Genomic DNA, 23,075 nt, shown 5'->3' on the forward strand with positions numbered 1-23,075 from the left:
CCATGTCCATGCGTTCCTTCTCCGATCGGGTCAGGCACGCAGTCATGTTCGAGCTGATCGGTATCGCCATCTTCACGCCGGCGGCCGCCTGGCTGTTCAATCAGCCGGTCGCCCATATGGGCGTCATCGGCGTCGTCTCAACGGTGGCGACGGCCTGGAACTTCATGTTCAATCTCGGCTTCGACCACGCACTGGTCCGCTTCACCGGCCGTGTTGCCAAGACGATGCCGATCCGTGTTGCGCACGCGATGCTGTTCGAGGCCGGTCTGATCGTGCTGCTGATCCCGTTTGTCGCTTGGTATCTCGGCATCTCGCTGTGGCCCGCGCTGATGATGGATAGCTCCATCGTCGCGTTCTATTTGGTCTACGCGTTCGCATTCAACATCGCTTACGATCGCGTCTTTCCGCTGCGCCGGCTCGGCGCGCACGGTCGCACGGCAAGCCGGGCCCTGCCGGCCTGATCGGCCTCAATGCCCGGCGCGGTGCCTGGGATCGTTTGATCTGCCGCGCCGGACCCTGACACCGCAGCAATATTCCTGACGGTAGCGACTGCGCACAAGTTCCGCCGTGCAGCGCTCATACACTGGTTCGATCCGGCTTGAGCGCTGTACGGTGCTGGAAGCCGACATGCCCGTCAGAGGCTGCCAAACGGCCAACAATGCCAAAACGGCCAACAACAAGAAGCGGAGGACTCCAAGGACAACAACCCGTTCAATCCAGCCGACCCGCCGTCATCTCATCAAGGGCGCTGCCGCCACCACTGCAACGCTGCTGCTCGGCAAGCCCGCGATCGCCAAAGGCAAGACCGAGATCGTGATCGGCAACATCGATGCCTATTCGGGACCGGCTGCGGTCTATTCGTCGATCGGCCGCACGCCGGGCGGCTATTTCAAGATGATCAACGAGCAAGGCGGCATCAACGGCCGCATGATCCGGTACATCACTTATGACGACGCCTACAGCCCGGCCAAGACGGTGGAACAGGCGCGCAAGCTGGTCGAAGGCGACGAGATCGACGTGCTGTTTGCGCCGCTCGGTGCGCCGACCAATGCGGCGATCATGAAGTACATGAACCAGAAGAAGGTCCCGCACCTCTTCATCGCCTCGGGCGCCACCAAGTTCGGCGACTACAGGAATTTCCCCTATACCATGGGCTTCCAGCCCTGCTACCAGATCGAGGGCCGGGCCTTCGCGCAGCATGTGCTGTCGACCCAGGCCGACGCCAAGATCGGCATCGTCTACCAAAACGACGATTTCGGCCGCGACGTCTTGAAGGGCTTCAAGGACGGCCTCGGCGCCAAGGCATCCGCCATCGTGGCGGAGCTGTCCTACGAAACCGCTGATCCGACCATCGACAGCCAGGTGGTGCGGTGCAAATCCGCCGGCGCCAACGTGTTCATGAGCATGACCACGCCGAAATTCGCAGCCCAAGGCATCAAGAAGATCGCCGAGCTCGGCTGGCAGCCGGCGCATTACATCGGCAACAACGCCTCGTCCGCGGGCTCGACGCTGAAGGCCGCGGGGTACGACGTGTCCAAGGGGATCATCTCCAGCGCCTATTTGAAGGATCCGGTTGACGCCGCCTGGGACAGCGATCCCGCGATCCAGAAGTGGCGAGCCTTCCTCGACAAATACGATTCGGCAGCCGCCAAGAACGACATCTATGCCGTCACCGGCTATCTCACCAGCCAGATCCTGGTTCAGGTGCTGAAGCAATGCGGCGACGACGTCTCGTCCGACAGCATCATCAAGCAGGCGGCGAACCTGAAGGATTTCGAATCCGACATGCTGCTGCCGGGCATCAAGATCAACACCTCACCATCCGACTATTATCCGCTCGAGCAATTGCAGCTGGTGCGCTTCAGCGGCGAACGCTACGAGCCGATGGGACCGGTGATCGACGGCGGCATCTCGAAGGCGTAATCGCAGCGCCACCCAGGGCGTGAACTCATCAACGCGATGAGCACACGCCCTGGTTCGGCCTAACCTGACAAGCGGTCAGTAGTCCCAGAACACCGGTACCCAACGAAAGGCGTCGCCGTCGACGGCCACATGGCCGACGGACGGGAACGGCAGGTGCGTGGCCACCAGCAGCCCACCGGTCTCCACCAGCTCGCGCAAGAGACGGATACGAACGCGGGCCGCCTCCTCGGGGTCGTGCTCGAAGCCGTTGTACCAGTCGGGGTGCTCGAACCCGGCCGCGAACACGGCGTCGCCTGCGAATGTCAGGCTGTCGCCGCCGGACGCGAGGCGAACCACGCTGTGCCCGGGGGGGTGGCCGCCGGTGCGATGGACGACCACCCCCGGCGCGATCTCATGCTTGTCCTCGAACGTGCAGAGCTGGCTCTGGTACTCTTTCCTGAACCGCTTGGCGGTCGCCCGAAGCGCGTCCGGGAATCCCGGCGGCATCGAGACGTGGGAAAAATCAGGCGCCTCCCAGAACTTGACCTCGGCGGCCGCCACGTGGATCCGCAGGTCCGGACGCAGCCGCTCTTTCACCCCGTCGACGAGCAGCCCGCCCACGTGATCCATGTGCATGTGGGTCAGCACCACGTCGGTCACGGACCCAAGATCGATGCCGGCGGCCTCCAGTCGCTTGATCAATTGCCCGGCCCGCGGCAAGTGCAACTCCGGATCGAGCCCCAGCCCGGCGTCGACGAGGATGGTCTGCCCGCCGCTCCGCACCACGACCACGTTCAGCGCCCAATCGAAGGCGTCCGCCGGCAGGAACATGTCGTTCAGCCAGGCCGCCCGGACGGCCGGCGCGGCGTTGTGTGCCAACATCGCGGTTGGGAGCGGCAGCACCCCATCGCTGACCACCAGCACGTCAATCTCTCCGATCCGCAACGCGTAGCGCGACGGAACCAGCTCTTCGGGCCCCGGCCGACCGAGGTGTGAGGTGTTGTGTAGGTTCATGGTTCTCTCCAGCTGACCGACCACGCTGCGTTGCGGCGTGGCTGCGTTAGAATGGAAAGATGTTTAGCGAACCTGCTCGGCCGCTGCGCCAGACCGATTGTCGTCAGTGTAGAGAGATTGCTGCCGATGCGCGCAAAGGCGACGGCTCGATGCACAGGAAGCCCGACAGCGCGGCGCGCCCGAGGAAAATGAGCACGAACGATCAAAACGCGAACGCGAATGGACCATCGCGCTACCCGATGATGGCATTTTCAACCTGCTTTAGAAATGACTACTTAGACTGACGTGAGGTGTGGCAAAGGCTAGCACGGGGGGACGCCGGCATCCCGCGGCGCCACGTGTTCATGCATTCACCTTTCGACAGCGAAAATGCGCCATTCGCCTGGAACACCTTTGAGCGAATGACTGCCTCGGTCACCAAAGCGCAGGCCGGACCCCGCCACCAGATCCTTGACCGTACCCGACACCAGCACTTCGCTTGCACCGGCAAGGGCCGCGACGCGAGCACCGATGTGAACAGCAATTCCGCCGACATCATCGCCCATCACTTCGCACTCGCCTGTGTGCAGTCCGGCTCTGACGTCGATGCCCAGGCCCCTGACCTCGTCGGCAATTGCGCACGCGCAGCGCACGCCGCGGGCCGGTCCGTCGAAGGTGGCGAGCACGCCGTCGCCGGTCATCTTGACTTCGCGGCCGCGGAATCTGGAGAGGCTGCGCCGGATCACGGCATGATGATGATCAAGCAGGTCGCGCCATCGATGGTCGCCGAGCGTGGCGGCTTTCTCGGTCGAACCGACGATGTCGGTAAAGAGCACAGTGGAAAGCACGCGATCGACCGCAACGGGTGGCCGTGAGCCGGTCAGAAACTCCTCGATTGCATCGGAAATGTCACCTGCATTCTCACCGAAGAAAGGGAGATGGTCTTCCCCCGGCAACTCCAGATAGCGCGCACCTGGAATATGTTTCGCGAAAAACCTGCCCCCCTCGACGCTGACGACCCTGTCGTCGGTCCGATGGATAACAAGGGTAGGAACCCGAATTGTGGAGACGATGTCGCTGACGTCGATCAGGTGGTTCATGCGGGCGAACGCCGCGGCACCGGCCGGGCTATTCGACATCCGTTCGTTCCTGGCCCACCAGCGAGTGACTGCCGGATCATGCGCGCGGGAGGGCGCGTACCGCGTCAGGCTGAGGCCGCTTCCCCAGGCGCGCCGGATATATTCGAGGCTTTGCTCCAGCCTCACCTGCGCGAATGTTGATGCAGGATAGGCGTTGCAGAGCACCAGCGCGCGGCAGCGATCGGGATAGGTCGCGGCGAACAACGCCGACATCGTGCCACCCTCGGAGTTGCCGAGGAGCGCCGCCTGCTCCATGCCCGCAGCATCCATCACCGCCCGCAGATCGTCCATACGCTGGTCGAGACCGGGGAAGTCGGTCACGCGATCCGACAGGCCGGTGCCACGCTTGTCGAACATGGCGACCCTGGCGTAGCTGCCCAAGCGGAGCAGCCAACGCGTAACGTCCGGCTCCTCCCACCACTGCTCGACATTGGTGAAGCCAGGGGGCACGAAAACGACATTGACGGGGCCTTCGCCGAAGGTCTGATAGGCGATGTGAACGTCGCCGCTCTTGGCGTACCGCGTGTCCGGCTGCATTAACGCCCCCCACGCTCCCCGAGGTTTTCACGGCCAGCGCGGAATTATAGCGAAAGATTGGATCGTCCGAAACGGCTCAAGTTCGCCTGCCCAGACGCGTCGAAAGGTACGCTGTCACAGCCGCCCATGTTCGATCAGCGAGACTCCCGGGATGACGTCTGGTTTTGGGCAACATCCGAGACCCTCATGGTGATGAGCGCCGTGTGCGGCGCGTCTCGAACCACGAGACCGAACGCGTGCCCAGGCACCGAAGGTGACTGTGCGGGAGCCCTGCCTATTGCGCGCTGAAGGGCACCCTGCCCCCTCGCCTTGAAGGTCCAGGTCTGGAAGTTCGCGCCGATGCCGCCATATTCGGCGCCGACGCCGAGGGCGGCGCCGCCTTCGCACCAAGTCCCGCGGTCACGCGCGCCGACCAGCCGTCAAGCAGCGGCATCTCGTCTGAGCGCGTGCGGATATCTGCGCTGGAGTGTCGCACTCGGCCTCCCACGAATATATCGATTTCAACGGTAATCCCGTCCCTTGAGCTAACTGCGGAGCCGGTCATGGCTCCTCGGCCGCCATTCCATTGGGCAGCGGCGGAAGGCATTGAACCAACTCGATACCAACGAGTTGTCAGTTATGCTGATGCCCAAATCACCATCCACTGGCCCCATGAGCGTGCAGCCTATCGAGCATGCACCGACTCAGCAGATGGCTATGGCGCCAACGGTCGGCGAGCAACGCAGGACGCCGCTACCGAAAAAAGAACAAGCAAGAGCGCATGCAATCAACGCCGCGATCTCAAGGATCTTGCGGCGCAACTCCCTGCGGGCGCAGCGTCAAATGCAGAAGCGCTAATCCCGATCGGCAAATTACTTGTTCAATTGCTGGAATCGATCCTCCGGTTCAGATCGCGAAGGTACGACAGTCCATGCACTGTCAATCGGTGCTGGTCTCGCTCGCCTCCGATGTACAGTTCCATCAGATGCCTGGAAAGCTGTTCACGGACTCCCTTCATCTCGCAACGATCGGCAAGCACGCCGTATATCCTTAGCGCGCGATCAACAGGAAGAATATTCATTGGATCAGCTCATGCGATCGTTTCAGCTCTGAGTAGGCAAGGTTCGCTGCTCCGTATCGTTCCCAAAAAATAGTCCGTCTGTCTCATGTTGTGATTTTTGGGGGTGTTGGCCTGCTTTATTCCCTGGTGGCCAACCCAAACGTTTATTTTTGTCCGCGCCTGTTTTGGTCGCGGCTGAGTGTCCATATGTGGGGTATCACCGCGCAGCCCTTGGTATTTATCGGTGATGAGAACGCTCGGTCGCGCTCCCGCCTTCCTCTGACGGAATGGAGCGAGCCATGGTCATCAAGCGACCGCGTTTCGTGCACACACAATCACTTGAAGATCGTCTTGGCATCGAGGCACAGCGGCTCCGCAAGGAGGCTTGGGGAACTCCCCCGGGGGTCGAGCGCTCCCGCCTTATTCGCAAGGCTCGTCTGGTCGAAAACTCCTCACAGTTGAGCGAATGGCTGCGGCCGCCGGGTTTGCGAGCGCCGACATGATGAACCGATACCATTCCCATGCGCAAAGCGGCGTGAGGAGGGTAGTCAATTTCCGCAGGCGATGGGCAAACAAGAGCGATACGGCAATCAAGGCGGCCCTGAATCTTTTCTGGAGCAAACAGATCGTCAGAAGTGCCGCCGCCATCCGGAAGGAAAAGGACAGGCTCCGCAACTAAGTCAGGCACCCGATGAAATGTAAGGCTGGCTCGATTGCGAGCCTCTTTCATTTTTTGATGCGATGCCATGTCGCCTCCTGGCTCAAGGTCGACATGCGGCGATATCGGCTTCAACGTGCGCTTCCGACAACAAAGCAGACGCAACCAATTTATGCGTACACGCCCTGGCTGGACCGCTAGGAGCCCGTCCAGATATGTTTTCGTGACGGGCATTTGTTGTAGAGTAGCAGGCTCAGGCTGCGTTTGCGAGGTTGAACAGCTTGAGGAGGTTATGGACGGTGCAGATCATTATCCACTCGGCGCGCACTTTCTCGATGCCCCGCAACAGGAACTGGCGGAAGCCTCTTGCCTGTTTGATCTGCCCGAACACCGGCTCCACCACTTGCTTTCGCAATCGGTAGGGTGTTTCGAAGCCGCCATCGTCGATCTTCTTTCGCATGGCCTGTGTCAGCGGGCCGCCGACTTTTCCGTTCGCTACTGTCGGGTGCTTGGCGCGTCCGGGCGCGACATAGCCATCGATGCTGCGTGTGTCGAGCGCTTCGAGATTGGCTTCGCTGCAGTAGCCGGAATCCGCTGAGGCCTGCCGCGGCTTGCGGCCAAGATTGCTCTCGATGGCCTCGATCAGGGGCACCAACTGGCCCTGATCGCTGCCGTGCTGGGTCAGTTCTTGCGCGACAATGATCTGGGCATGTGCATCGACGGCCGCCTGGGCATTATAGGCCTGAACGAAGCCATCCTTCGACTTCATGATGCGGCTTTCCGGATCGGTGAAGTTGCGTTGCGCCTTGGGATTGGGTTCCTCCGATGGCAGCGCCGCCGGTTTGCCCGGCTTCTTGCGGCCTTCGGCCTGGCGCTGCTGTTCCTTTTCGGCCTCGATGCGGCGCTCTTCCTCCGCCGCCAGTTTGGCGTCCGCTTCCAGCGCCGCCATCGCTTGCTGGATCTTCGCCAGCCGTTTCTGCTTGTCGACGGTCCAGTCCGGCAGTTCGTCGCTGTTGCCGAAAGTCTCATCCTCCGAGGCATCCGCCGCCTCGGCGGCCGCCAGCATGCGAGCGACCTCGGCCTTCAATTCCGCCTCGCGCTTCTTCATGCGCTCATAACTCATCGCCTTGTGTTTCGACGCGTTCGCCTTGATCTTCGTACCATCCAGCGCGACATGACCGAGCTTGACCAGCCCGGCCGTCTCGCACAACTTCAGAACCTGCACGAATAGCGCGCCGAGCGCCTTCAAATGTCGCTTGCGAAAGTCGCTGATCGTCCGAAAATCCGGCGCATCCAGCGCCACGATCATCACAAAATCGTTCCGCTCCCGGCAGGCCTTGGCAATCCGACGCGACGAATACAGCCCACTCGCATAGCTATGCAGCAGCAGCGCCACCATCATCCGCGGATCAAACGGCGGCTGCCCAAGCCCGCTCACATAGCTGCCCATGATCTCCCTGAGATCGAGGCTCTCCCGCACCAGATCAACCATAAACCGCGAGACATGGCCTTTCGGCACGAAGTCCTGCACATTCGGCGGCAGAAGCAGCGTCTGATCGATGTTCCAAGGCCGAAAATACTTGCTCATCGCCCAATGTTGAATCAGACCCGACCAGATTTGAACAGCGACTATCCAGACAAGCTCCTAGTCTGACTGAGTCACAAAACCGCCGGCCAGAATCAGCGATGGATGAAGCACGGACCATCAGTCGAGAGGCCGACATGAGCGGGCGTGGCACCAAGACGAGCGAGAAGCGATTTGCGACGTATTTGGAAGGGCTTGCCAGTGTCATCGGTCATGCTGATCGGAAGGCGCCGCTGCGCGACTATTGCGTCGGCCTGATGGCCTGTGGCGGTCGCAAGAGCGTGGAGTCGATGGCGGCGGTGACAGCTCCGGAACGGACGGCCGCCCAGCATCAATCGCTGCTGCATTTCGTCGGCAGCGGCGCCTGGTCGGATGAGAAGGTGCTGGGCAAGGTACGTGAGATGGTCCTGCCGGCGATTGAACGCCAGGGCCCCATCGAAGCCTGGATCATCGACGATACCGGATTTCCCAAGCAGGGCCGACATTCAGTTGGAGTTGCACGGCAATATTGCGGGCAGCTCGGCAAGCAGGATAATTGTCAGGTGGCGGTGTCACTGTCGATTGCCAACCACCACGCCAGCCTGCCTGTCGCTTATCGCCTTTATCTTCCGAAGGAATGGACTGAGGACTGCGATCGGCGGCGCAAGGTGGGCATTCCTGCCGAAGTTGGCTTCCGGACCAAGCCGGAGATCGCGCTGGAGCAGTTGCGGTGGGCCTGCGCGAGCGGCCTTCCACGCGGTGTCGTACTGATGGACGCGGGCTATGGCAATAACAGCGACCTGCGCACGGAGATCACGGCGCTGGGATTGACCTATGTGGCGGGTCTTCTGTCGAGCACAACGGTATGGGCGCCCGGTACCGGTCCCTTGCCGCCGAAGCCATGGTCGGGCCGCGGCCGTCCACCGAAACTGATGCGCCGCAACCGTCAGCATCAGCCGGCCGCCGTCAAGGCGCTCGCGATCGGCCTGCCGGACAAAGCTTGGCGCACCATCACGTGGCGGCAAGGAACGAACGAAAAGCTGACCTCGCGCTTTGCCCGCGTGCGGGTCCGTGCCGCGCATCGTGATTATTGGCAAACCACCCGGCGATTGGAGGAATGGTTGCTGATCGAATGGCCAAAAGGCGAGGACCAGCCTACCAAATACTGGCTCTCGACATTGCCGGAGGATGTGGCATTCCGGACTCTCGTTGAGACGGCTAAATTGCGCTGGCGCATCGAACGCGACTATCAGGAACTCAAGCAGGAGGTCGGGCTCGGCCACTTCGAGGGACGCGGCTGGCGCGGCTTTCATCATCACGCAACAATGTGCATCGCAGCCTACGGATTCCTGATCTCCGAGCGGGAGACGATTCCCCCCTCAGGCACTCGGCACGCCCGGCCGATCCTGCTCGATCGCATTCCCGCAGATTACAGACCCCGCGGATTTGCCGCTGCGGACCCAACGTCACATTCCAAATTCGATCGCGACGATGCGACGGCGCCTCGAACATGGGCTCGTCCGAACGCTGTCGAGATGTCCTTGTTGTGCGATCAAGTTCGACCACTAGCCCGTCCTATTCGTGAGAGTGCTTTTTTTAGTCCGATTGATGTGGCCGCACATCTGCTCTGACGAGGCGCGCGGGATTGCCTTCGGCTTTTCACCGCCTGACCGACCCGTACTTTGCAACGCGCTTGAGGTGTAGGTTGGGCGAACGGGGGGCGGACGCCCCGCCGGTCAAGGACCGAGAGGCAGCAGCGCGCCTGGCAAGCCGCGGATCAGGTCGGCTTCGGGACATGCCGCGGCAAACGCAAGGCGAATGCGGCTCGTGGTCTCGACGACACGGGCAGCGAGTTTCAAGAGACGAAGACGCAGCGTCGCGAACTCGGCTGTGGCCAATTCCCGGGCTTTGGGAATCGCGTCGCGCACGGGCAGCATCAGCCAATAAGCGGCGGTGTGGAGAACGAGGCGGACTTGATTGGCGAGCGCCGAACGGCAGCTGGTGCGATCGGAGGCGAGCTGTGTCTTATGCAGCTTGATCAGATTCTCGGCTTGGCCGCGCGCGCAATACAGGCTGTCGTAGATCCACTCGGCCGAGCCGACATCGAGGCTGGTGACGACGAAACGGATGTCGAGGCCGAGCATCGTCGCCTCAATACGGGCGACGGTACGCCGTTCGCGATCCCAGGACTTGGCCTTGTGGCGCGTCTCGGTATAGCCACGCAGAACCGGCAGGTTCTCGATGGCGCGTCGCGTGCGGATGTCGTCGGCGGCCTCGTCGAGTTTTCTGGCGAGCGGCTTGGTGCCGGACAGACCGAAGATGTAGTCGATGCCGTTGGTCTCGCACCACGCCATGGCCTCCGGCCGGGCATAGTGCCCGTCGCCACGGAACGTGATTCGCGTGTTGTGCCACCGCGTCCGGATATGCCGTATCAGGCGGCGCAGATGGGCACGCACCTCGACGCCGCCCGGCGTCTTGCCGGGCCGCAGCACGACCGCCACGGGCCGGCTCTTCTCCGTGTCGTAGACGTGGATCGGCAGGAAGCAGCGTTCGTCATAATGAGCGTTGAACAGCGAGAGCTGCTGATGGCCGTGGACGACATCGCAGGTATCATCGATGTCGAGCGTGACGGATGCCGGCTCGCGCGGGTAGCTATCCATCCATGCGTCGACCAAAGTGTAGGTCAGTCGGATCACGTCGCGCAGGCGCGGAGCATTCTCCAGCCGCGACAGCGTCGGTTGGGAACACAGATCGCGACCCGTGTCCGGCAGCCGTCCGCAGGCCAGCTTGAATGCGGGATCGGACCGCAGATGATCGAGGTCGTCGGCGTCCTCGTAGCCGCAGCAGATCGCGAACATGCGCGCGCGGAACATATCGACAAGGCTGTGCACGACCCGCGTCGGATCGCGCCGATCCGGGAACACCCGGGCCAAATTGTCGGCCAAGCCGAGACGCCGCTCGGCCATCGCCAGAAGCATCACGCCCCCGTTCGAGGTCAGCCGACCGCCATCGAAGGCAGCTGTGACTTTCTTGGCGTGAACGGCTGGAAACGAGAAGGGCAGAATCGTATCGTCGGTCATGGCGGGCCTGGCGTTCGCGGTTGAGGTGATGGGGTTGGCTTTGCAACCGAATCCTACGCCGCATCAGCGCTTTACACCACGCTCGCCAGCCTCTCAGGCGCACTCTGACGAATAAGACGGGCTAGACAGATCATCGTTTGTGACGCAGTAGGACTAGGCGAATGTAGCTAGCGACCAACGGCGGGCGCGGGCCATCGGGCGTTGGCCGGCGGGCTCATGCGAAGGTTGCGACGAACGACCCGACGAGCAACACAGCAAAAACCTGTCAATCCCCATGCGCGAAAATATTTCGCTTTATCCGAAAAGCAACTCGGTGCTATAAATCCGCCGTCTCATCCGATCGAGGGGCGCTGCGCATCGTCACGGGTGTTGCGGTGAGATGCGGTGGACGCCGAGCGTGCGACTGACGAGAGCACGTGATGCGGACGGTGAGTCGTGTGGTCCTGACGCCCTAGCGGCCGGTGTCCTTTTGTGAGACGCAATTGCGTCTTGCGAAGGCGGTGACAAGCAAGCCCAGTCTCGCCGGGGAGAGCACGAAGTAAGCCGTAAAACCATCGCGCAGGGAATGCCGGATTGCTCCGGTTACACCTGTGGTCCTACCTCCGGTGCTTTTTGTTGCACCGGACCCATGGGTGCAATCGGCACCCGGCTTTCCCTGCGCCCTCTGCAAGCGAGAGGGCGAGACGAGATGCAAAGCTCGGGCACATCATGTCGCGAGAATGCGGATGCGCGAGTCACAAATCGCGCCACACATTCACCGTCGTCCCGGCGAAGGCCGGGACCCATAACCACAAATGCCAATTGTTATGCACCGTTGGAACGACGAGTCCCGTCAACCACATCTGCCGCGGCGTATGGTTCCCGGCCTTCGCCGGGACGACGTGTGGAGAGTATCCGGGCCTCAAATCGATTCTTGCGGCGCGGACAGAGCGCCCACGAAGCTCACCGCCCGCGCAAACTCCCCTCCAGCCGCGCCAGTTCGCCGTCGAGATCGCGCTCGACGTCGGCCACGTGCATGTCGACCACCCGATAGTCGCGCGCCTCGAGCCAGGCGCGGCGCTTGGCGCGGTCGGCTCCGATGGCCTCGCTCTCGTTCGGATTGACCAGCTCGATCGCGGTCCGATGCACGAAGGAGACGAAGTCGGGGATGTGGCGGCCGACCGGGGTCTGGCGCTTGAACTGGCCGGCGAAGCGGCGGTCCCGGGTCAGCGCCTGCCACAGGATCCGTTCGGCGTCGGTCGGATTGCGGCGGAGCAGCCGGGCGAGGCCGCGGACCGTGCTGCTGTTGTCCGCGGCCGCACCGCCCCCTCCCTGTTCGGCGAGCAGCGCCCGCAGCCTTGTCGCCTGGGCACCGTCGAGCACCCCGCCCTTGGCCGGGCCCTTGCGCCCCTCGGCGATCGCCATCACCACGCCGTGCAGCGTGTGCATGTCCTGCTTGGTTGGGTCCATCCGGGTGAATATGTTGCGCAAGTTCACCAGCATGGTGTCGCGCTTCTCCGCCGGCCGCAGGAACTCGACCTTGTCGAGCTCGGTGACGAGGTTGTCGAAGAACGCCTGCATCTGGTGCTGGGAGGCCGGCTCGGACCGCTCGGGCATCGCGAACGGCAGCGCGCCCGCGGTCGACAGCTTGAACCACTCATAGCCCATCAACAGCACCGCCTGCGCCAGATTGAGCGAGGCGAAGCCCGGGTTGACCGGGAAGGTGATGATGCGGTTGGCGAGCGCGACCTCCTCATTGGTCAGGCCGGAGCGTTCCCGCCCGAACAGGATGCCGGCGCCCCCACCGGAGGCGACATGGCCGACGATCTCGCCGGCCGCGCCTTCCGGCCCGACCACCGGCTTGGCCTGGTCGTGGGCGCGGGCGGTGGTCGCAAACACCAGCGTCAGGTCGGCGATCGCCTCTTCGACGGTGTCGAACAGTTCAACCGAACCGATGATGTGGTCGGCGCCGGCCGCGGCGCGCTGCGCGGCAACATTCGGCCAGCCGTCACGCGGATTGACGATGCGCATCCGGGTCAACGCGAAGTTGCCCATCGCGCGCGCGGCCATGCCGATGTTCTCGCCAAGCTGCGGCTCGACCAGGATGACGACGGGACCGGCAAGGTCGTGCCCTGCCTTGGTCTTGTCGGTGCCGGACATCTCACTTCACTTTCTGATTCAACGTCTGAAGGTTTTGAATCAGCTTCCGAAGAGCCTGACTCAAAGTCTCATGCAGGCGGCCCAAGAGCAGCATCGACCAGCTGTGCACGGGTTTCGCGCGGGACCAATTTCTCCAAGGAGATAACAGGGTTAGCGGCGATTGCGAATCCTCAATCGGAGTCCGGATCGCACGTAACGAAGGCTGCCGCTTGCGCGCGCTTCGCCTTCGGATAGGCTATCAACCACAACCAAAGCGAAGCTGTAAAGGCACGCTTGAGACGCCGGTTGAACGGCGAGGCACCTTGGGGGGACGACGATGCGGGGCAGATGGACGCTGGCGATTGTGGGCCTGGTTTTGATCGTGGCGGGGGGCCTGCTCGCCCACCTCACGCAGACCTCGGGCGGCATCCGGATCGAGGATGTCAGGTTCAAGGGCGCCAAGGGCAACACGATGAGCGCCCTGCTCTACATCCCGGCGAATGCGACGGCGCAGGCTCCGGCGCCCGGCATCCTCGCGGTCCACGGCTACATCAATTCGCGCGAGACTCAGGACGGCTTCGCCATCGAGTTCGCCCGCCGCGGCTATGTCGTGCTGGCGCTCGACCAGACCGGCCATGGCTACAGCGACCCGCCCTCGTTCGCCAACGGCTTTGGCGGACCCGACGGCCTTGCCTATCTCCGCAGCCTGCCATTCGTCGACAAGGAGAACATCGGGCTCGAGGGCCATTCGATGGGCGGCTGGACCGTGCTGGCCGCCGCCGCCGCGATGCCCAACGACTACAAGTCGATGGTGCTGGAGGGCTCGTCCACCGGCAAGCCGTTCGCTGCCGAGGGCACGGCGAGCTGGCCGCGCAACACCGCTTTGGTGTTCGCGCAGTACGAAGAATTCTCCACCCTGATGTGGGGCGTCGATCTCGCTCGCGACGTCACCACGAGCCCAAAGCTCTGGGCGCTGTTCGGCACCCAGGGCGCGGTCGAGCCGGGCAAGGTATATGGCGATCCTGCTGCGGGCACCGCACGGGTGCTGTACACGCCGGCGATGACCCATCCGGCCGAGCACATCTCGCATGAAGCGATCGGCTACAGCCTCGACTGGTTCGCCAAGACGCTGAAGGGCGGCACGGCGCGCCCCGTTGGCGACCAAATCTGGTTCCGCAAGGAGATCGGCACGCTGATCGCGCTGATCGGCTTCGTCGCGCTGGTGATCGGGACGTTCGACGGGCTGCTGGAGGCACAGATGTTCTCCCGCCTGCGGCTGCCGGCGGTCACCGACGGCACCATGCCGCCGCATGAGGCCGCGAGCGGCCGGCGCTGGACCACGGCGTTCATCCTCTCGGCCTTCATTCCGGCGCTGACCTATTATCCGGCCTTTGCGCTGGGCGGCACTTTCGTGACCCCGAGTGCCTTCCTGCCGCAGGGCATCACCAACCAGATCCTGGTCTGGGCCATCATCAACGGCCTCATCACGCTGGCCCTGATGCGGTTCGCGCCGAAGCGCGCCAGCCGGACCGGCCTCGTCGGTCAATCCGTCGTGATCGCGGTGATTTCGGTTGCGGTCGGCTATGCCGCGCTCTGGCTCGCCGACCTCGCGTTCAAGATCGACTTCAGGTTCTGGATCGTCGCACTCAAGTTGATGAGCGCGAAGCAATTCCTCATCTTCCTGATCTATCTGATTCCGTTCACGGCGTTTTTCGTCGTGGCGCGGCATGTGTTGCACCGGAATTTCTCGACCATGTGCGCCCCGCGCGGGGCGCTCTATCTGACCAACATCCTGGCGCTGACGTTCGGTTTCATCGTGTTGCTGGTCCTGCAATACGGCACGCTGTGGCTGACCGGAAAACTGTTCAATCCGATCCCGGACCCCAGTTTCGTGCCGCTCTCGACCATCGTTGCGATCCAGTTCGTGCCGCTCCTGGCGATCGTCGCCGTGATCGCGACCTTCACCTGGCGGCGGACCGGATCGAGCCTGCCGGGGGCCCTGATCGCAGGCCTGTTCGTGACCTGGTACATCGTGGCCGGGACGGCGACCCAGGTCCCATTTTAGAGGGTTTTGAGCGAAGCCGGCACCGGTTCGCGTGAAGAAAACCCGTCAGAGACAAGGACCGGGAGCCGCCATCAGAATGGCGGTTCTCGATGAAAAGATGGGCTTAAAGTGCATAACCGGTCCGCTTCCGCCGGCCCCCGGGCGGTGCTATAGCGCAGGCGTATTCCAACCCGCGGTCAAAAGCGCGCTGTTCCCAAGAGGGCCCCTCCGTCATGGCAAAAATCAAGGTATCCAATCCCGTCGTCGAGCTCGATGGCGACGAGATGACCCGGATCATCTGGCAGTACATCAAGGACAAGCTGATCAACCCGTTCCTGGATGTCGAACTGCTCTATTTCGATCTCGGCATGGAATACCGCGATGCGACCAATGACCAGGTCACCATCGACGCCGCCAACGCCATCAAGAAGGTCGGCGTCGGCGTCAAATGCGCCACCATCACCCCGGACGAGGCCCGGGTGAAGGAATTCAACCTGAAGGAAATGTGGAAGTCGCCGAACGGCACCATCCGCAACATCCTCGGCGGCTGCATCTTCCGTGAGCCGATCATCTGCAAGAACGTGCCGCGCCTGGTTCCCGGCTGGTCCAAGCCGATCATCATCGGCCGCCACGCCTTCGGCGACCAGTACCGCGCCACCGACATCAAGTTCCCCGGCAAGGGCGTGCTGACGATGAAGTTCGTCGGTGAGGACGGCGCCGTGATCGAGAAGGAAGTGTTCAAGGCGAACGGTGCCGGCGTCGCGATGCAGATGTACAATCTCGACGACTCCATCGTCGATTTTGCCCGCGCCTCGTTCAATTACGGCCTGATGCGCAACTACCCGGTCTATCTCTCGACCAAGAACACGATCCTGAAGGTCTATGACGGCCGCTTCAAGGACATCTTCCAGGACGTATTCGACCGCGAGTTCAAGAAGGACTTCGACGCCAAGGGCCTGACCTACGAGCACCGCCTGATCGACGACATGGTGGCCTCGGCGCTGAAATGGTCCGGCGGCTATGTCTGGGCCTGCAAGAACTATGACGGCGACGTGCAGTCCGACACCGTGGCCCAGGGCTACGGCTCGCTCGGCCTGATGACCTCGGTGCTGCTCACCCCGGACGGCAAGACGGTCGAAGCCGAAGCCGCCCACGGCACGGTGACCCGCCACTATCGCGAGCACCAGAAGGGCAAGGAGACCTCGACCAACTCGATCGCGTCGATCTTCGCCTGGACCCGGGGCCTCGCCCACCGCGCCAAGCTCGACAACAATCTGGAGCTGGCGAAGTTCGCCACCACCCTGGAGAAGGTCTGCGTCGCGACCGTCGAGGAGGGCTACATGACCAAGGACCTCGCGCTCCTGGTCGGCGCCGACCAGCGCTGGCTCTCGACCACCGGCTTCCTCGACAAGGTCGCCGACAATCTCGGCAAGGCGATGGCGGCCTAAGGCCGCCTGTTGCCGAACGTTGCAGTGAGCGTGACCATGACCCTACTCGGCCGGGTGACGCTCGCATCCTTGTTGCTGACCGGATCGGCGGCGCTCGCTGCCGATCCCCTGCCCGCCCCCGTTGCGGCGCCGGACGAGACCACGGTCCTCACCGTCCACGCCGAGGGCGCCCAGGTCTATGAGTGCAAGCCGGTCACCGACGGCAAGCTCGCCTGGTCGTTCCGCGAACCCATCGCCACCCTGATCGCCGGCGGCCGCACGATCGGCCGGCACTATGCCGGCCCGAACTGGGAGCATGTCGACGGCAGCGCCGTCACCGCCCGCACCGCCGGCAGCGCCCCCGTCGCAACCGCCGCCGACATTCCCTGGCTGAAGCTCGAGGTGATCGCCCACCGCGGCAACGGCGTGCTGACCAACGTCGCCACCGTGCAGCGGATCAACACATCTGGCGGGCAGCTCGACGGCGCCTGCGACAAGGCCGGCGTGTTGCAGAGCGCGCCCTACTCGGCGGATTACGTGTTCCTGCGCCGCGACTAGAGCGTTTTCGAGCGAAGTGGGCACCGGTTCGCGTGAAGAAAACGCGTCAAAAGAAGAATCTAGAGCCTCGTTCCGATTCAATCGGAATGAGGCTCTAGTCGCGGATACCGCCGTCGGTCTCGCCCGGCGCCTGCGCGATTTCGCCGGCGGCAAGGTCGCCACCGGCCGTGAGCGGATCGGCGAGCCGCGCCTCCGCCGTTTCCCGGACATGGGCAGCGAGCGCCGGCATGCGCTCGATCAGGGCATGGAAGTCCTGCGCGTCGAGCGCCAGCAGCTTGGTCTTGCGCGTCGCCGTCACTGTGCCGGAGCGGTTGGTGCGTCGGAGCAGCGCGATCTCGCCGAAGAACGCGCCGTCGGCAAGCTTCACAAGCTGGCTCGGCAGGTCGATCTCGACCTCGCCGGCGGTGATGAAATACATCGACGACGCCGCATCGCCTCGCCGCACCAGCACCTCGCCGGCCTCGATGGTCTGCGACCGCAGCAGGCGCATGATGTCGGCGATATCGGCCGCGTTGAGATGCGAGAACAGCGGCACCCGCGCCAGCATGCCCCAGGTCACGACGAAATCGCGGCGCCGGACCTCGTCGGCGAACGCGGTCGAGACGATCGCGACCGGCAGCGCGATCATCGCAAAGCCGACCACGATCGCAACCACCGTGACGATCCGTCCGAGCGGCGTCACCGGGACGACATCGCCGTAGCCGACGGTGCCGAGCGTCACGATCGCCCACCACATCGCCTGCGGCATGGTGCCGAACTTGTCCGGCTGCACCTTGTGCTCGATGGCATAGAGTAGCGAGGCGAACAGCAGCACCGCGCCGGTCAGGATCACCACGCAGCCGAACAGCGTGCGCCGCTCGGCATGCAGCGCCGCCAGCAGCGAGCGCATCGCGGTCGAATAGCGCACCAGCTTCAGGAACGGCAGCATTCCGAACAGCACCAGCGCAGTCTTGTCACCGATCGCAAGCGCGATGGCCGACGGCAGGAAGGCGAGCAGGTCGATCACGCCGAGCGCCGAGAAGGCGTATTCGAGCCGCGCCTGCAGCGGCGTCATGTCGCGCAGCGAGCGGCCGACCACGCTCCAGAGCCGCGCGGCATATTCCAGCGCAAAGGCGATGACGGCGGCGATTTCGATCGCCGTGAACAGCCACCACAGCTGCGCATCGAACTCGGGCACCGATGCCAGGATCGCCGCCAGCACGTCGACACTGATGATCGCGATGACCAGCCGGACAAAGCGCGAGCCGACCGAATGCGGCAGGTGGTCCTGCTCGAGCAGCTCGTAGAGACGGTCGCGCAGCCCGGGATCGCTGATCGTGGGCTTGCCCGGAGCCGTCGCCACGATCAGCCTCTCCGTCAGGCGCCGGCCGATGCCTGTTGAGTCATCGCCTGCTCGATCGCCGACAGCGCCGCATCCGCCTTGGCGCCGTCGGGCCCGCCCGCCTGCGCCATGTCGGGCCGGCCGCCGCCGCCCTTGCCGCCGAGCGCCTCGGAGCCCTTGCGCACCAGCTCGACCGCGTTGAAGCGCGAGGTCAGATCGGCGGTAACACCGACCACGATGCCGGCCTTGCCGTCCTCGGTGACGCCGACGATCGCGACCACGCCCGAGCCGATCTGCTTCTTGCCGTCGTCGACGAGGCTCTTCAGGTCCTTGGTCTCGACGCCCTCGACCGCGCGGGCGAGCAGCTTGACGTTGCCGACCTCGCGCACGCCCGAGGCCGCGCCGTTCGACGACGCGCCGCCACCGCCCATCGCGAGCTTCTTGCGGGCGTCCGACAGGTCGCGCTCGAGCTTCTTGCGCTCTTCCATCAGCGCCGTGATGCGCGCCGGGACATCCTCGATCGTGGTGCGCAGCTCCTGCGCCGCGGTCTTGGCCAGCGCCATCGTGTCATTGGCGTGCCTGCGCGCATGGCGCCCGGTCAGTGCCTCGATGCGGCGCACGCCCGACGCCACCGCGCCCTCGCCGGTCACCGAGATCAGGCCGATATCGCCGGTGCGGCGGACATGGGTGCCGCCGCAAAGCTCGACCGACCAGCCGAGCACGTTCTGACCGTGCTCGCGGGCGCTCTTGCCCATCGAGACGACGCGGACCTCGTCGCCATATTTCTCGCCGAACAGCGCGCGAGCGCCGGCCTCGCGGGCGTCGTCGACCCCCATGATGCGGGTCGTCACCTCGTCATTCTCGAGCACGACGTCGTTGGCGATGTCCTCGACCCGGGCAAGCTCGTCCGGCGTAATCGGCTTCGGATGCACGAAGTCGAAGCGCAGCCGGTCCGGCGTGACCAGCGAGCCGCGCTGGGCGATGTGATCGCCGAGCACCTGGCGCAGCGCCTCATGCAAGAGGTGCGTCGCGGAGTGGTTGGCGCGGATCGACGAACGCCTCGCGTGATCGACCTCGAGCTGCAACGCGGTGCCGACGTTGAGCGTACCCTGCTCCACCGTGCCCAGATGCACGAACAGATCGCCTGCCTTCTTCTGCGTGTCGGTGACGCGGAACTTGACGCCGTCACGCGTAAGGATGCCGATGTCGCCGACCTGGCCGCCGGACTCCGCATAGAACGGGGTCTGGTTCAACACGATCGCGCCGCTCTCGCCGGTCTTGAGAGTGCCGGTCTCGGCGCCGTCCTTGACCAGTGCCGTCACCACGCCTTCCGCGCTCTCGGTCTCATAGCCGAGGAATTCGGTCGCACCGAGCTTCTCGCGCAGCGGAAACCAGATCGCTTCGGTCGTCGCCTCGCCCGAACCTGTCCAGGAGGCGCGCGCCTTGACGCGCTGCCGCTCCATCGCATCGGTGAACGCCGCCTGGTCGACGCTGATGCCGCGCGACTTCAGCGCGTCCTGCGTCAAATCCAACGGGAAGCCAAAGGTGTCGTACAGCGTGAACGCGGTGTCGCCGTCGAACATGTCGCCCTTCTTGAGGCCGGCGCTCTTCTCGTCGAGGATCGATAGGCCGCGCACCAGCGTCTTGCGGAAGCGCGTCTCTTCCAGCCGCAGCGTCTCCTCGATCAGGTTCTCCGCACGCACCAGGTCCGGATAGGCCTGGCCCATCTCGCGGACCAGCGCCCAGACCAGCCGATGCATCAGCGGCTCATGCGCGCCGAGCAATTGGGCATGGCGCATCGCACGGCGCATGATCCGGCGCAGCACGTAGCCGCGGCCCTCGTTCGACGGCAGCACGCCGTCGGCAATCAGGAACGCCGACGAGCGCAGATGGTCCGCGATAACCCGATACGACGCAACGGTCTGCTCGTTCGGACCGTGTCCGAGCGCGGATGCGGCCGCATCGATCAAATGGCGGAACAGATCGGTCTCGAACACGCTTTCGGCGCCTTGCAGGATCAAGGCCATGCGTTCCAGGCCCATGCCGGTGTCGATCGAGGGACGCGGCAGCGGCACGCGCTCCTCCTTCGTCACCTGGTCGAACTGCATGAACACCAGGTTCCAGAACTCGAGGAAGCGATCGCCGTCCTCCTCCGGACTGCCCGGAGGTCCGCCCCAGATATGCTCGCCGCGGTCGATGAAGATCTCGGAGCACGGACCGCACGGCCCGGTATCGCCCGCCGCCCAGAAATTGTCCGACGTCGCGATGCGGATGATGCGGTCGTCCGAGAAGCCGGCGATCTTCTTCCAATGGCCCGCCGCCTCGTCGTCGTCGTGGTAGATGGTGACGAGCAGCTTGTCCTTCTTCAGCCCGAAATCCTTGGTGACCAGGTTCCAGGCGAGCTCGATCGCGCGCTCCTTGAAGTAATCGCCGAACGAGAAGTTGCCGAGCATCTCGAAGAAGGTGAGATGGCGCGCGGTGTACCCGACATTGTCGAGGTCGTTATGCTTGCCGCCGGCGCGCACGCATTTCTGCGCGGTGGTCGCGCGCTGATAGGAACGCTTCTCGACGCCGGTGAAGACGTTCTTGAACTGCACCATGCCGGCCGCCGTGAACATCAGGGTCGGGTCGTTGCGCGGCACCAGCGGCGACGACGGCACGATTTCGTGGCCGTTCGCCTTGAAGTAGTTCAGAAAAGTCGCCCTGATGTCGTTGACACTGCTCATGTTCATCCAATCGGAAATAGGGGCCGGTCAGCCGCAAAAAGGCGTCATTTCCGGCCGAACGCTTTTAGACAAGGCCAGCTGCGGTGTCCAGAAACTGTGCAGGCGGATCATGGGCTTGCCGCGGCAGCACAAAGCCCATTGGATAGTTGCTGCGGCTGCGTTGACAGTCTTGGTGGCGCCGTGTTTTCTACCTACCTATAGCTAAGTCACGTCGGGAGAGACCGGCCTTGCGCCGGCGCCGAAGGAGCAACCGCCCCGGAAACTCTCAGGCAAAAGGACCGCGTGACGTCTGACATCTGGAAAGAGGCGCTGGGGTCATCCCCGATGCGTCCGCCGACGGGATAATACTCTCAGGCACAGCGACAGATGGGGCTTTCTGCAGGTTTCTCAAGGGGAAATAGGTCCCCTGCGGGAACCGCGAGGGCCCTGTGATGCTTGCGCGCGAAACTTCCCCGCTGAAACAGACCCCGTTGCACGCGCTGCACCTGGCGCGCGGCGCCAAGATGGTGCTGTTCGCCGGCTATAACATGCCGGTGCAATACACCGCCGGCGTGCTCAAGGAGCACTTGCACACCCGCAGCAACGCCGGCCTGTTCGACGTGTCCCACATGGGCCAGCTCGCGCTGAAGCCCAAATCCGGCAAGGTCACTGATGCAGCGCTCGCGCTGGAAAAACTGGTGCCGCAGGACATTGTCGGCATCGCGCCGGGACGGCAGCGCTACGCCCAATTCACCAATGACGACGGCGGGCTGCTCGACGATTTGATGGTCGCGAATTTCGGCGATCATTTGTTCCTGGTGGTGAACGCCGCCTGCAAGGCCGAGGACGAGGCGCATCTGCGCGCGCATCTCTCCGACGCCTGCGAAATCGTGTCGCTGGCCGACCGCGCGCTGATCGCGCTGCAGGGGCCGACAGCCGAATCGGCGCTGGCGAAACTTTGTGCAGATGTCAGTTCGATGAAATTCATGGACGCCGGCCCGCGCCGCGTCGCCGATATCGACTGTTTCGTCTCGCGCTCCGGCTATACCGGCGAGGACGGTTTTGAGATTTCGGTGCCGGCGGACAAGGCCGAAGCCCTGGTCACGGCGTTGCTGGACAATCCCGACGTGCTGCCGATCGGGCTCGGCGCGCGCGACAGCCTGCGGCTCGAAGCCGGGCTCTGCCTCTATGGCCACGATATCGACACCACGACGACGCCAGTCGAAGGCGCGCTGGAATGGTCGGTGCAGAAGGTGCGCCGCAGCGGCGGCGCCCGTGCCGGCGGTTTTCCGGGCGCCGACAAGATCCTCGCCCAATTCGCGCAAGGTGCCTCCCGCCGCCGTGTCGGCTTGAAGCCTGACGGCCGCGCACCGGTGCGCGAAGGTGCAGCCCTGTTCGCCGATCCGACCTCCACCGAGCCAATCGGCAAGGTGACGTCGGGCGGCTTCGGCCCGAGCCTCAATGCCCCCGTTGCGATGGGCTATCTGCCGACCTCGCTTTCCGCGCTCGACACCACCGTTTTCGCCGAGGTGCGCGGCCAGCGACTGCCGCTGAAGGTCGCCGCCACGCCCTTCGTTCCCAATACCTACAAACGCTAGACGCCAAAGGATCGATCCCCATGACGACGCTGTACACGTCCGACCACGAATGGCTCCGCATCGACGGCGACGTCGCCACGATCGGGATCACCGACTACGCGCAATCGCAGCTCGGCGACGTCGTGTTCGTCGAACTACCCAAGGTCGGCCGCAGCCTGAAGAAGGCCGAGGCCGCCGCCGTCGTCGAATCCGTCAAGGCCGCCTCCGACGTCTACGCGCCGATCACCGGCGAGGTGATCGAGGTCAACGAAGAACTCGCGGCCGAGCCCGCGCTGGTCAATTCGGATGCCGGCGGCAAGGCCTGGTTCTTCAAGCTGAAGATATCAGACAAGAGCGAGCTCGGCGGCCTGATGGATGAGGCCGCCTACGCCGCCCACACCGCCTGAGGATCA

General features: G+C 63.8%; 17 protein-coding genes and 1 riboswitch. Of the genes, 10 read left to right on the forward strand and 7 right to left on the reverse strand.

Annotated features, from left to right (window positions below; genetic code table 11):
- The first annotated feature begins 2 nt into the window (after positions 1–2).
- Both HAP54_RS47505 and HAP54_RS47510 read left to right on the forward strand, forming a co-directional pair.
- On the forward strand, positions 3–461 hold the full coding sequence (locus tag HAP54_RS47505; RefSeq protein WP_166298155.1) for a PACE efflux transporter: 459 nt from the start codon (positions 3–5) through the stop codon (positions 459–461).
- A 106-nt stretch (positions 462–567) separates the two neighbouring features.
- On the forward strand, positions 568–1,923 hold the full coding sequence (locus tag HAP54_RS47510) for an ABC transporter substrate-binding protein (RefSeq protein WP_224741483.1): 1,356 nt from the start codon (positions 568–570) through the stop codon (positions 1,921–1,923).
- Positions 1,924–1,998: 75 nt separating this feature from the next.
- Here the strand turns inward: HAP54_RS47510 and HAP54_RS47515 are convergent, their stop codons facing one another.
- Positions 1,999–2,916, reverse strand: coding sequence for an MBL fold metallo-hydrolase (locus tag HAP54_RS47515; protein WP_166298156.1), 918 nt, complete (start codon positions 2,914–2,916; stop codon positions 1,999–2,001).
- A gap of 350 nt (positions 2,917–3,266) precedes the next feature.
- The gene (locus HAP54_RS47520) at positions 3,267–4,571 is read right to left on the reverse strand and encodes an adenylate/guanylate cyclase domain-containing protein (RefSeq protein WP_166298157.1); all 1,305 of its coding nucleotides are present in this window, start codon (positions 4,569–4,571) and stop codon (positions 3,267–3,269) included.
- Positions 4,572–5,156: 585 nt separating this feature from the next.
- Here HAP54_RS47520 and HAP54_RS47525 point away from each other — a divergent pair.
- Entirely contained in the window at positions 5,157–5,408 is a 252-nt protein-coding gene (locus HAP54_RS47525; protein WP_166298158.1) for a hypothetical protein, read from the forward strand.
- Between the two features lie 668 nt (positions 5,409–6,076).
- Entirely contained in the window at positions 6,077–6,289 is a 213-nt protein-coding gene (locus HAP54_RS47530; RefSeq protein ID WP_166298159.1) for a hypothetical protein, read from the forward strand.
- 232 nt (positions 6,290–6,521) lie between these two features.
- On the opposite strand, the gene HAP54_RS47535 is transcribed toward HAP54_RS47530, so the two are convergent.
- Entirely contained in the window at positions 6,522–7,856 is a 1,335-nt protein-coding gene (locus tag HAP54_RS47535) for an IS1182 family transposase (protein WP_166298160.1), read from the reverse strand.
- 134 nt (positions 7,857–7,990) lie between these two features.
- Between HAP54_RS47535 and HAP54_RS47540 the strand changes: the two genes are divergently transcribed.
- Positions 7,991–9,463 carry an IS701 family transposase gene (locus HAP54_RS47540; protein WP_224741992.1) on the forward strand — a complete coding sequence of 491 codons (1,473 nt, stop codon included), beginning with the start codon at positions 7,991–7,993 and terminating at the stop codon, positions 9,461–9,463.
- Positions 9,464–9,568: 105 nt separating this feature from the next.
- On the opposite strand, the gene HAP54_RS47545 is transcribed toward HAP54_RS47540, so the two are convergent.
- Together HAP54_RS47545 and HAP54_RS47550 are read right to left on the reverse strand one after the other, a co-directional pair.
- Positions 9,569–10,912: an IS1380-like element ISBdi2 family transposase gene (locus tag HAP54_RS47545; protein WP_166298161.1), complete on the reverse strand. Its 1,344-nt coding sequence runs from the start codon at positions 10,910–10,912 to the stop codon at positions 9,569–9,571.
- Positions 10,913–11,854: 942 nt separating this feature from the next.
- Positions 11,855–13,051: a TrmJ/YjtD family RNA methyltransferase gene (locus HAP54_RS47550; protein ID WP_166298162.1), complete on the reverse strand. Its 1,197-nt coding sequence runs from the start codon at positions 13,049–13,051 to the stop codon at positions 11,855–11,857.
- Positions 13,052–13,367: 316 nt separating this feature from the next.
- On the opposite strand from HAP54_RS47550, the gene HAP54_RS47555 reads away from it, so the two are divergent.
- The 3 genes from HAP54_RS47555 (at position 13,368) to HAP54_RS47565 (ending at position 17,059) form a co-directional block, all read left to right on the forward strand.
- Entirely contained in the window at positions 13,368–15,095 is a 1,728-nt protein-coding gene (locus HAP54_RS47555) for an alpha/beta fold hydrolase (RefSeq protein ID WP_175619329.1), read from the forward strand.
- Positions 15,096–15,307: 212 nt separating this feature from the next.
- Positions 15,308–16,522 (forward strand): NADP-dependent isocitrate dehydrogenase, encoded by a 1,215-nt coding sequence (locus tag HAP54_RS47560; protein WP_166298163.1) that lies wholly within the window; start codon positions 15,308–15,310, stop codon positions 16,520–16,522.
- A 36-nt stretch (positions 16,523–16,558) separates the two neighbouring features.
- Positions 16,559–17,059: a DUF3455 domain-containing protein gene (locus tag HAP54_RS47565; protein WP_166298164.1), complete on the forward strand. Its 501-nt coding sequence runs from the start codon at positions 16,559–16,561 to the stop codon at positions 17,057–17,059.
- 94 nt (positions 17,060–17,153) lie between these two features.
- Here the strand turns inward: HAP54_RS47565 and HAP54_RS47570 are convergent, their stop codons facing one another.
- Both HAP54_RS47570 and alaS read right to left on the reverse strand, forming a co-directional pair.
- Positions 17,154–18,404 carry a cyclic nucleotide-gated ion channel gene (locus HAP54_RS47570; protein ID WP_166307186.1) on the reverse strand — a complete coding sequence of 417 codons (1,251 nt, stop codon included), beginning with the start codon at positions 18,402–18,404 and terminating at the stop codon, positions 17,154–17,156.
- A gap of 11 nt (positions 18,405–18,415) precedes the next feature.
- A complete protein-coding gene (alaS, locus tag HAP54_RS47575) occupies positions 18,416–21,106 on the reverse strand; it encodes an alanine--tRNA ligase (protein WP_166298165.1) in 2,691 nt (896 codons plus the stop codon).
- 201 nt (positions 21,107–21,307) lie between these two features.
- Positions 21,308–21,397: riboswitch (glycine riboswitch) on the forward strand.
- A 140-nt stretch (positions 21,398–21,537) separates the two neighbouring features.
- Here alaS and gcvT point away from each other — a divergent pair.
- Together gcvT and gcvH are read left to right on the forward strand one after the other, a co-directional pair.
- Positions 21,538–22,683 (forward strand): glycine cleavage system aminomethyltransferase GcvT, encoded by a 1,146-nt coding sequence (gene gcvT, locus HAP54_RS47580; RefSeq protein ID WP_166298166.1) that lies wholly within the window; start codon positions 21,538–21,540, stop codon positions 22,681–22,683.
- Positions 22,684–22,703: 20 nt separating this feature from the next.
- Complete coding sequence (gcvH, locus tag HAP54_RS47585; RefSeq protein WP_166298167.1) at positions 22,704–23,069, forward strand: glycine cleavage system protein GcvH; 366 nt, start codon at positions 22,704–22,706, stop codon at positions 23,067–23,069.
- Positions 23,070–23,075: the final 6 nt, after the last annotated feature.

Origin of the sequence: Bradyrhizobium sp. 2S1 (genome assembly GCF_011516625.5) — a bacterium.
Lineage (GTDB): Bacteria > Pseudomonadota > Alphaproteobacteria > Rhizobiales > Xanthobacteraceae > Bradyrhizobium > Bradyrhizobium septentrionale.

Bases quoted from the DNA above. Each gene is read 5' to 3' on its own strand.
- gcvH (WP_166298167.1), top strand. From the start codon at position 22,704: ATGACGACGCTGTACACGTCCGACCACGAATGGCTCCGCATCGACGGC.
- alaS (WP_166298165.1), bottom strand. From the start codon at position 21,106: ATGAGCAGTGTCAACGACATCAGGGCGACTTTTCTGAACTACTTCAAG.
- HAP54_RS47515 (WP_166298156.1), bottom strand. From the start codon at position 2,916: ATGAACCTACACAACACCTCACACCTCGGTCGGCCGGGGCCCGAAGAG.
- HAP54_RS47565 (WP_166298164.1), top strand. From the start codon at position 16,559: ATGACCCTACTCGGCCGGGTGACGCTCGCATCCTTGTTGCTGACCGGA.
- HAP54_RS47530 (WP_166298159.1), top strand. From the start codon at position 6,077: ATGGCTGCGGCCGCCGGGTTTGCGAGCGCCGACATGATGAACCGATAC.
- HAP54_RS47540 (WP_224741992.1), top strand. From the start codon at position 7,991: ATGAGCGGGCGTGGCACCAAGACGAGCGAGAAGCGATTTGCGACGTAT.
- HAP54_RS47555 (WP_175619329.1), top strand. From the start codon at position 13,368: ATGCGGGGCAGATGGACGCTGGCGATTGTGGGCCTGGTTTTGATCGTG.
- HAP54_RS47505 (WP_166298155.1), top strand. From the start codon at position 3: ATGTCCATGCGTTCCTTCTCCGATCGGGTCAGGCACGCAGTCATGTTC.
- HAP54_RS47545 (WP_166298161.1), bottom strand. From the start codon at position 10,912: ATGACCGACGATACGATTCTGCCCTTCTCGTTTCCAGCCGTTCACGCC.
- gcvT (WP_166298166.1), top strand. From the start codon at position 21,538: ATGCTTGCGCGCGAAACTTCCCCGCTGAAACAGACCCCGTTGCACGCG.
- HAP54_RS47560 (WP_166298163.1), top strand. From the start codon at position 15,308: ATGGCAAAAATCAAGGTATCCAATCCCGTCGTCGAGCTCGATGGCGAC.
- HAP54_RS47550 (WP_166298162.1), bottom strand. From the start codon at position 13,051: ATGTCCGGCACCGACAAGACCAAGGCAGGGCACGACCTTGCCGGTCCC.
- HAP54_RS47535 (WP_166298160.1), bottom strand. From the start codon at position 7,856: ATGAGCAAGTATTTTCGGCCTTGGAACATCGATCAGACGCTGCTTCTG.
- HAP54_RS47520 (WP_166298157.1), bottom strand. From the start codon at position 4,571: ATGCAGCCGGACACGCGGTACGCCAAGAGCGGCGACGTTCACATCGCC.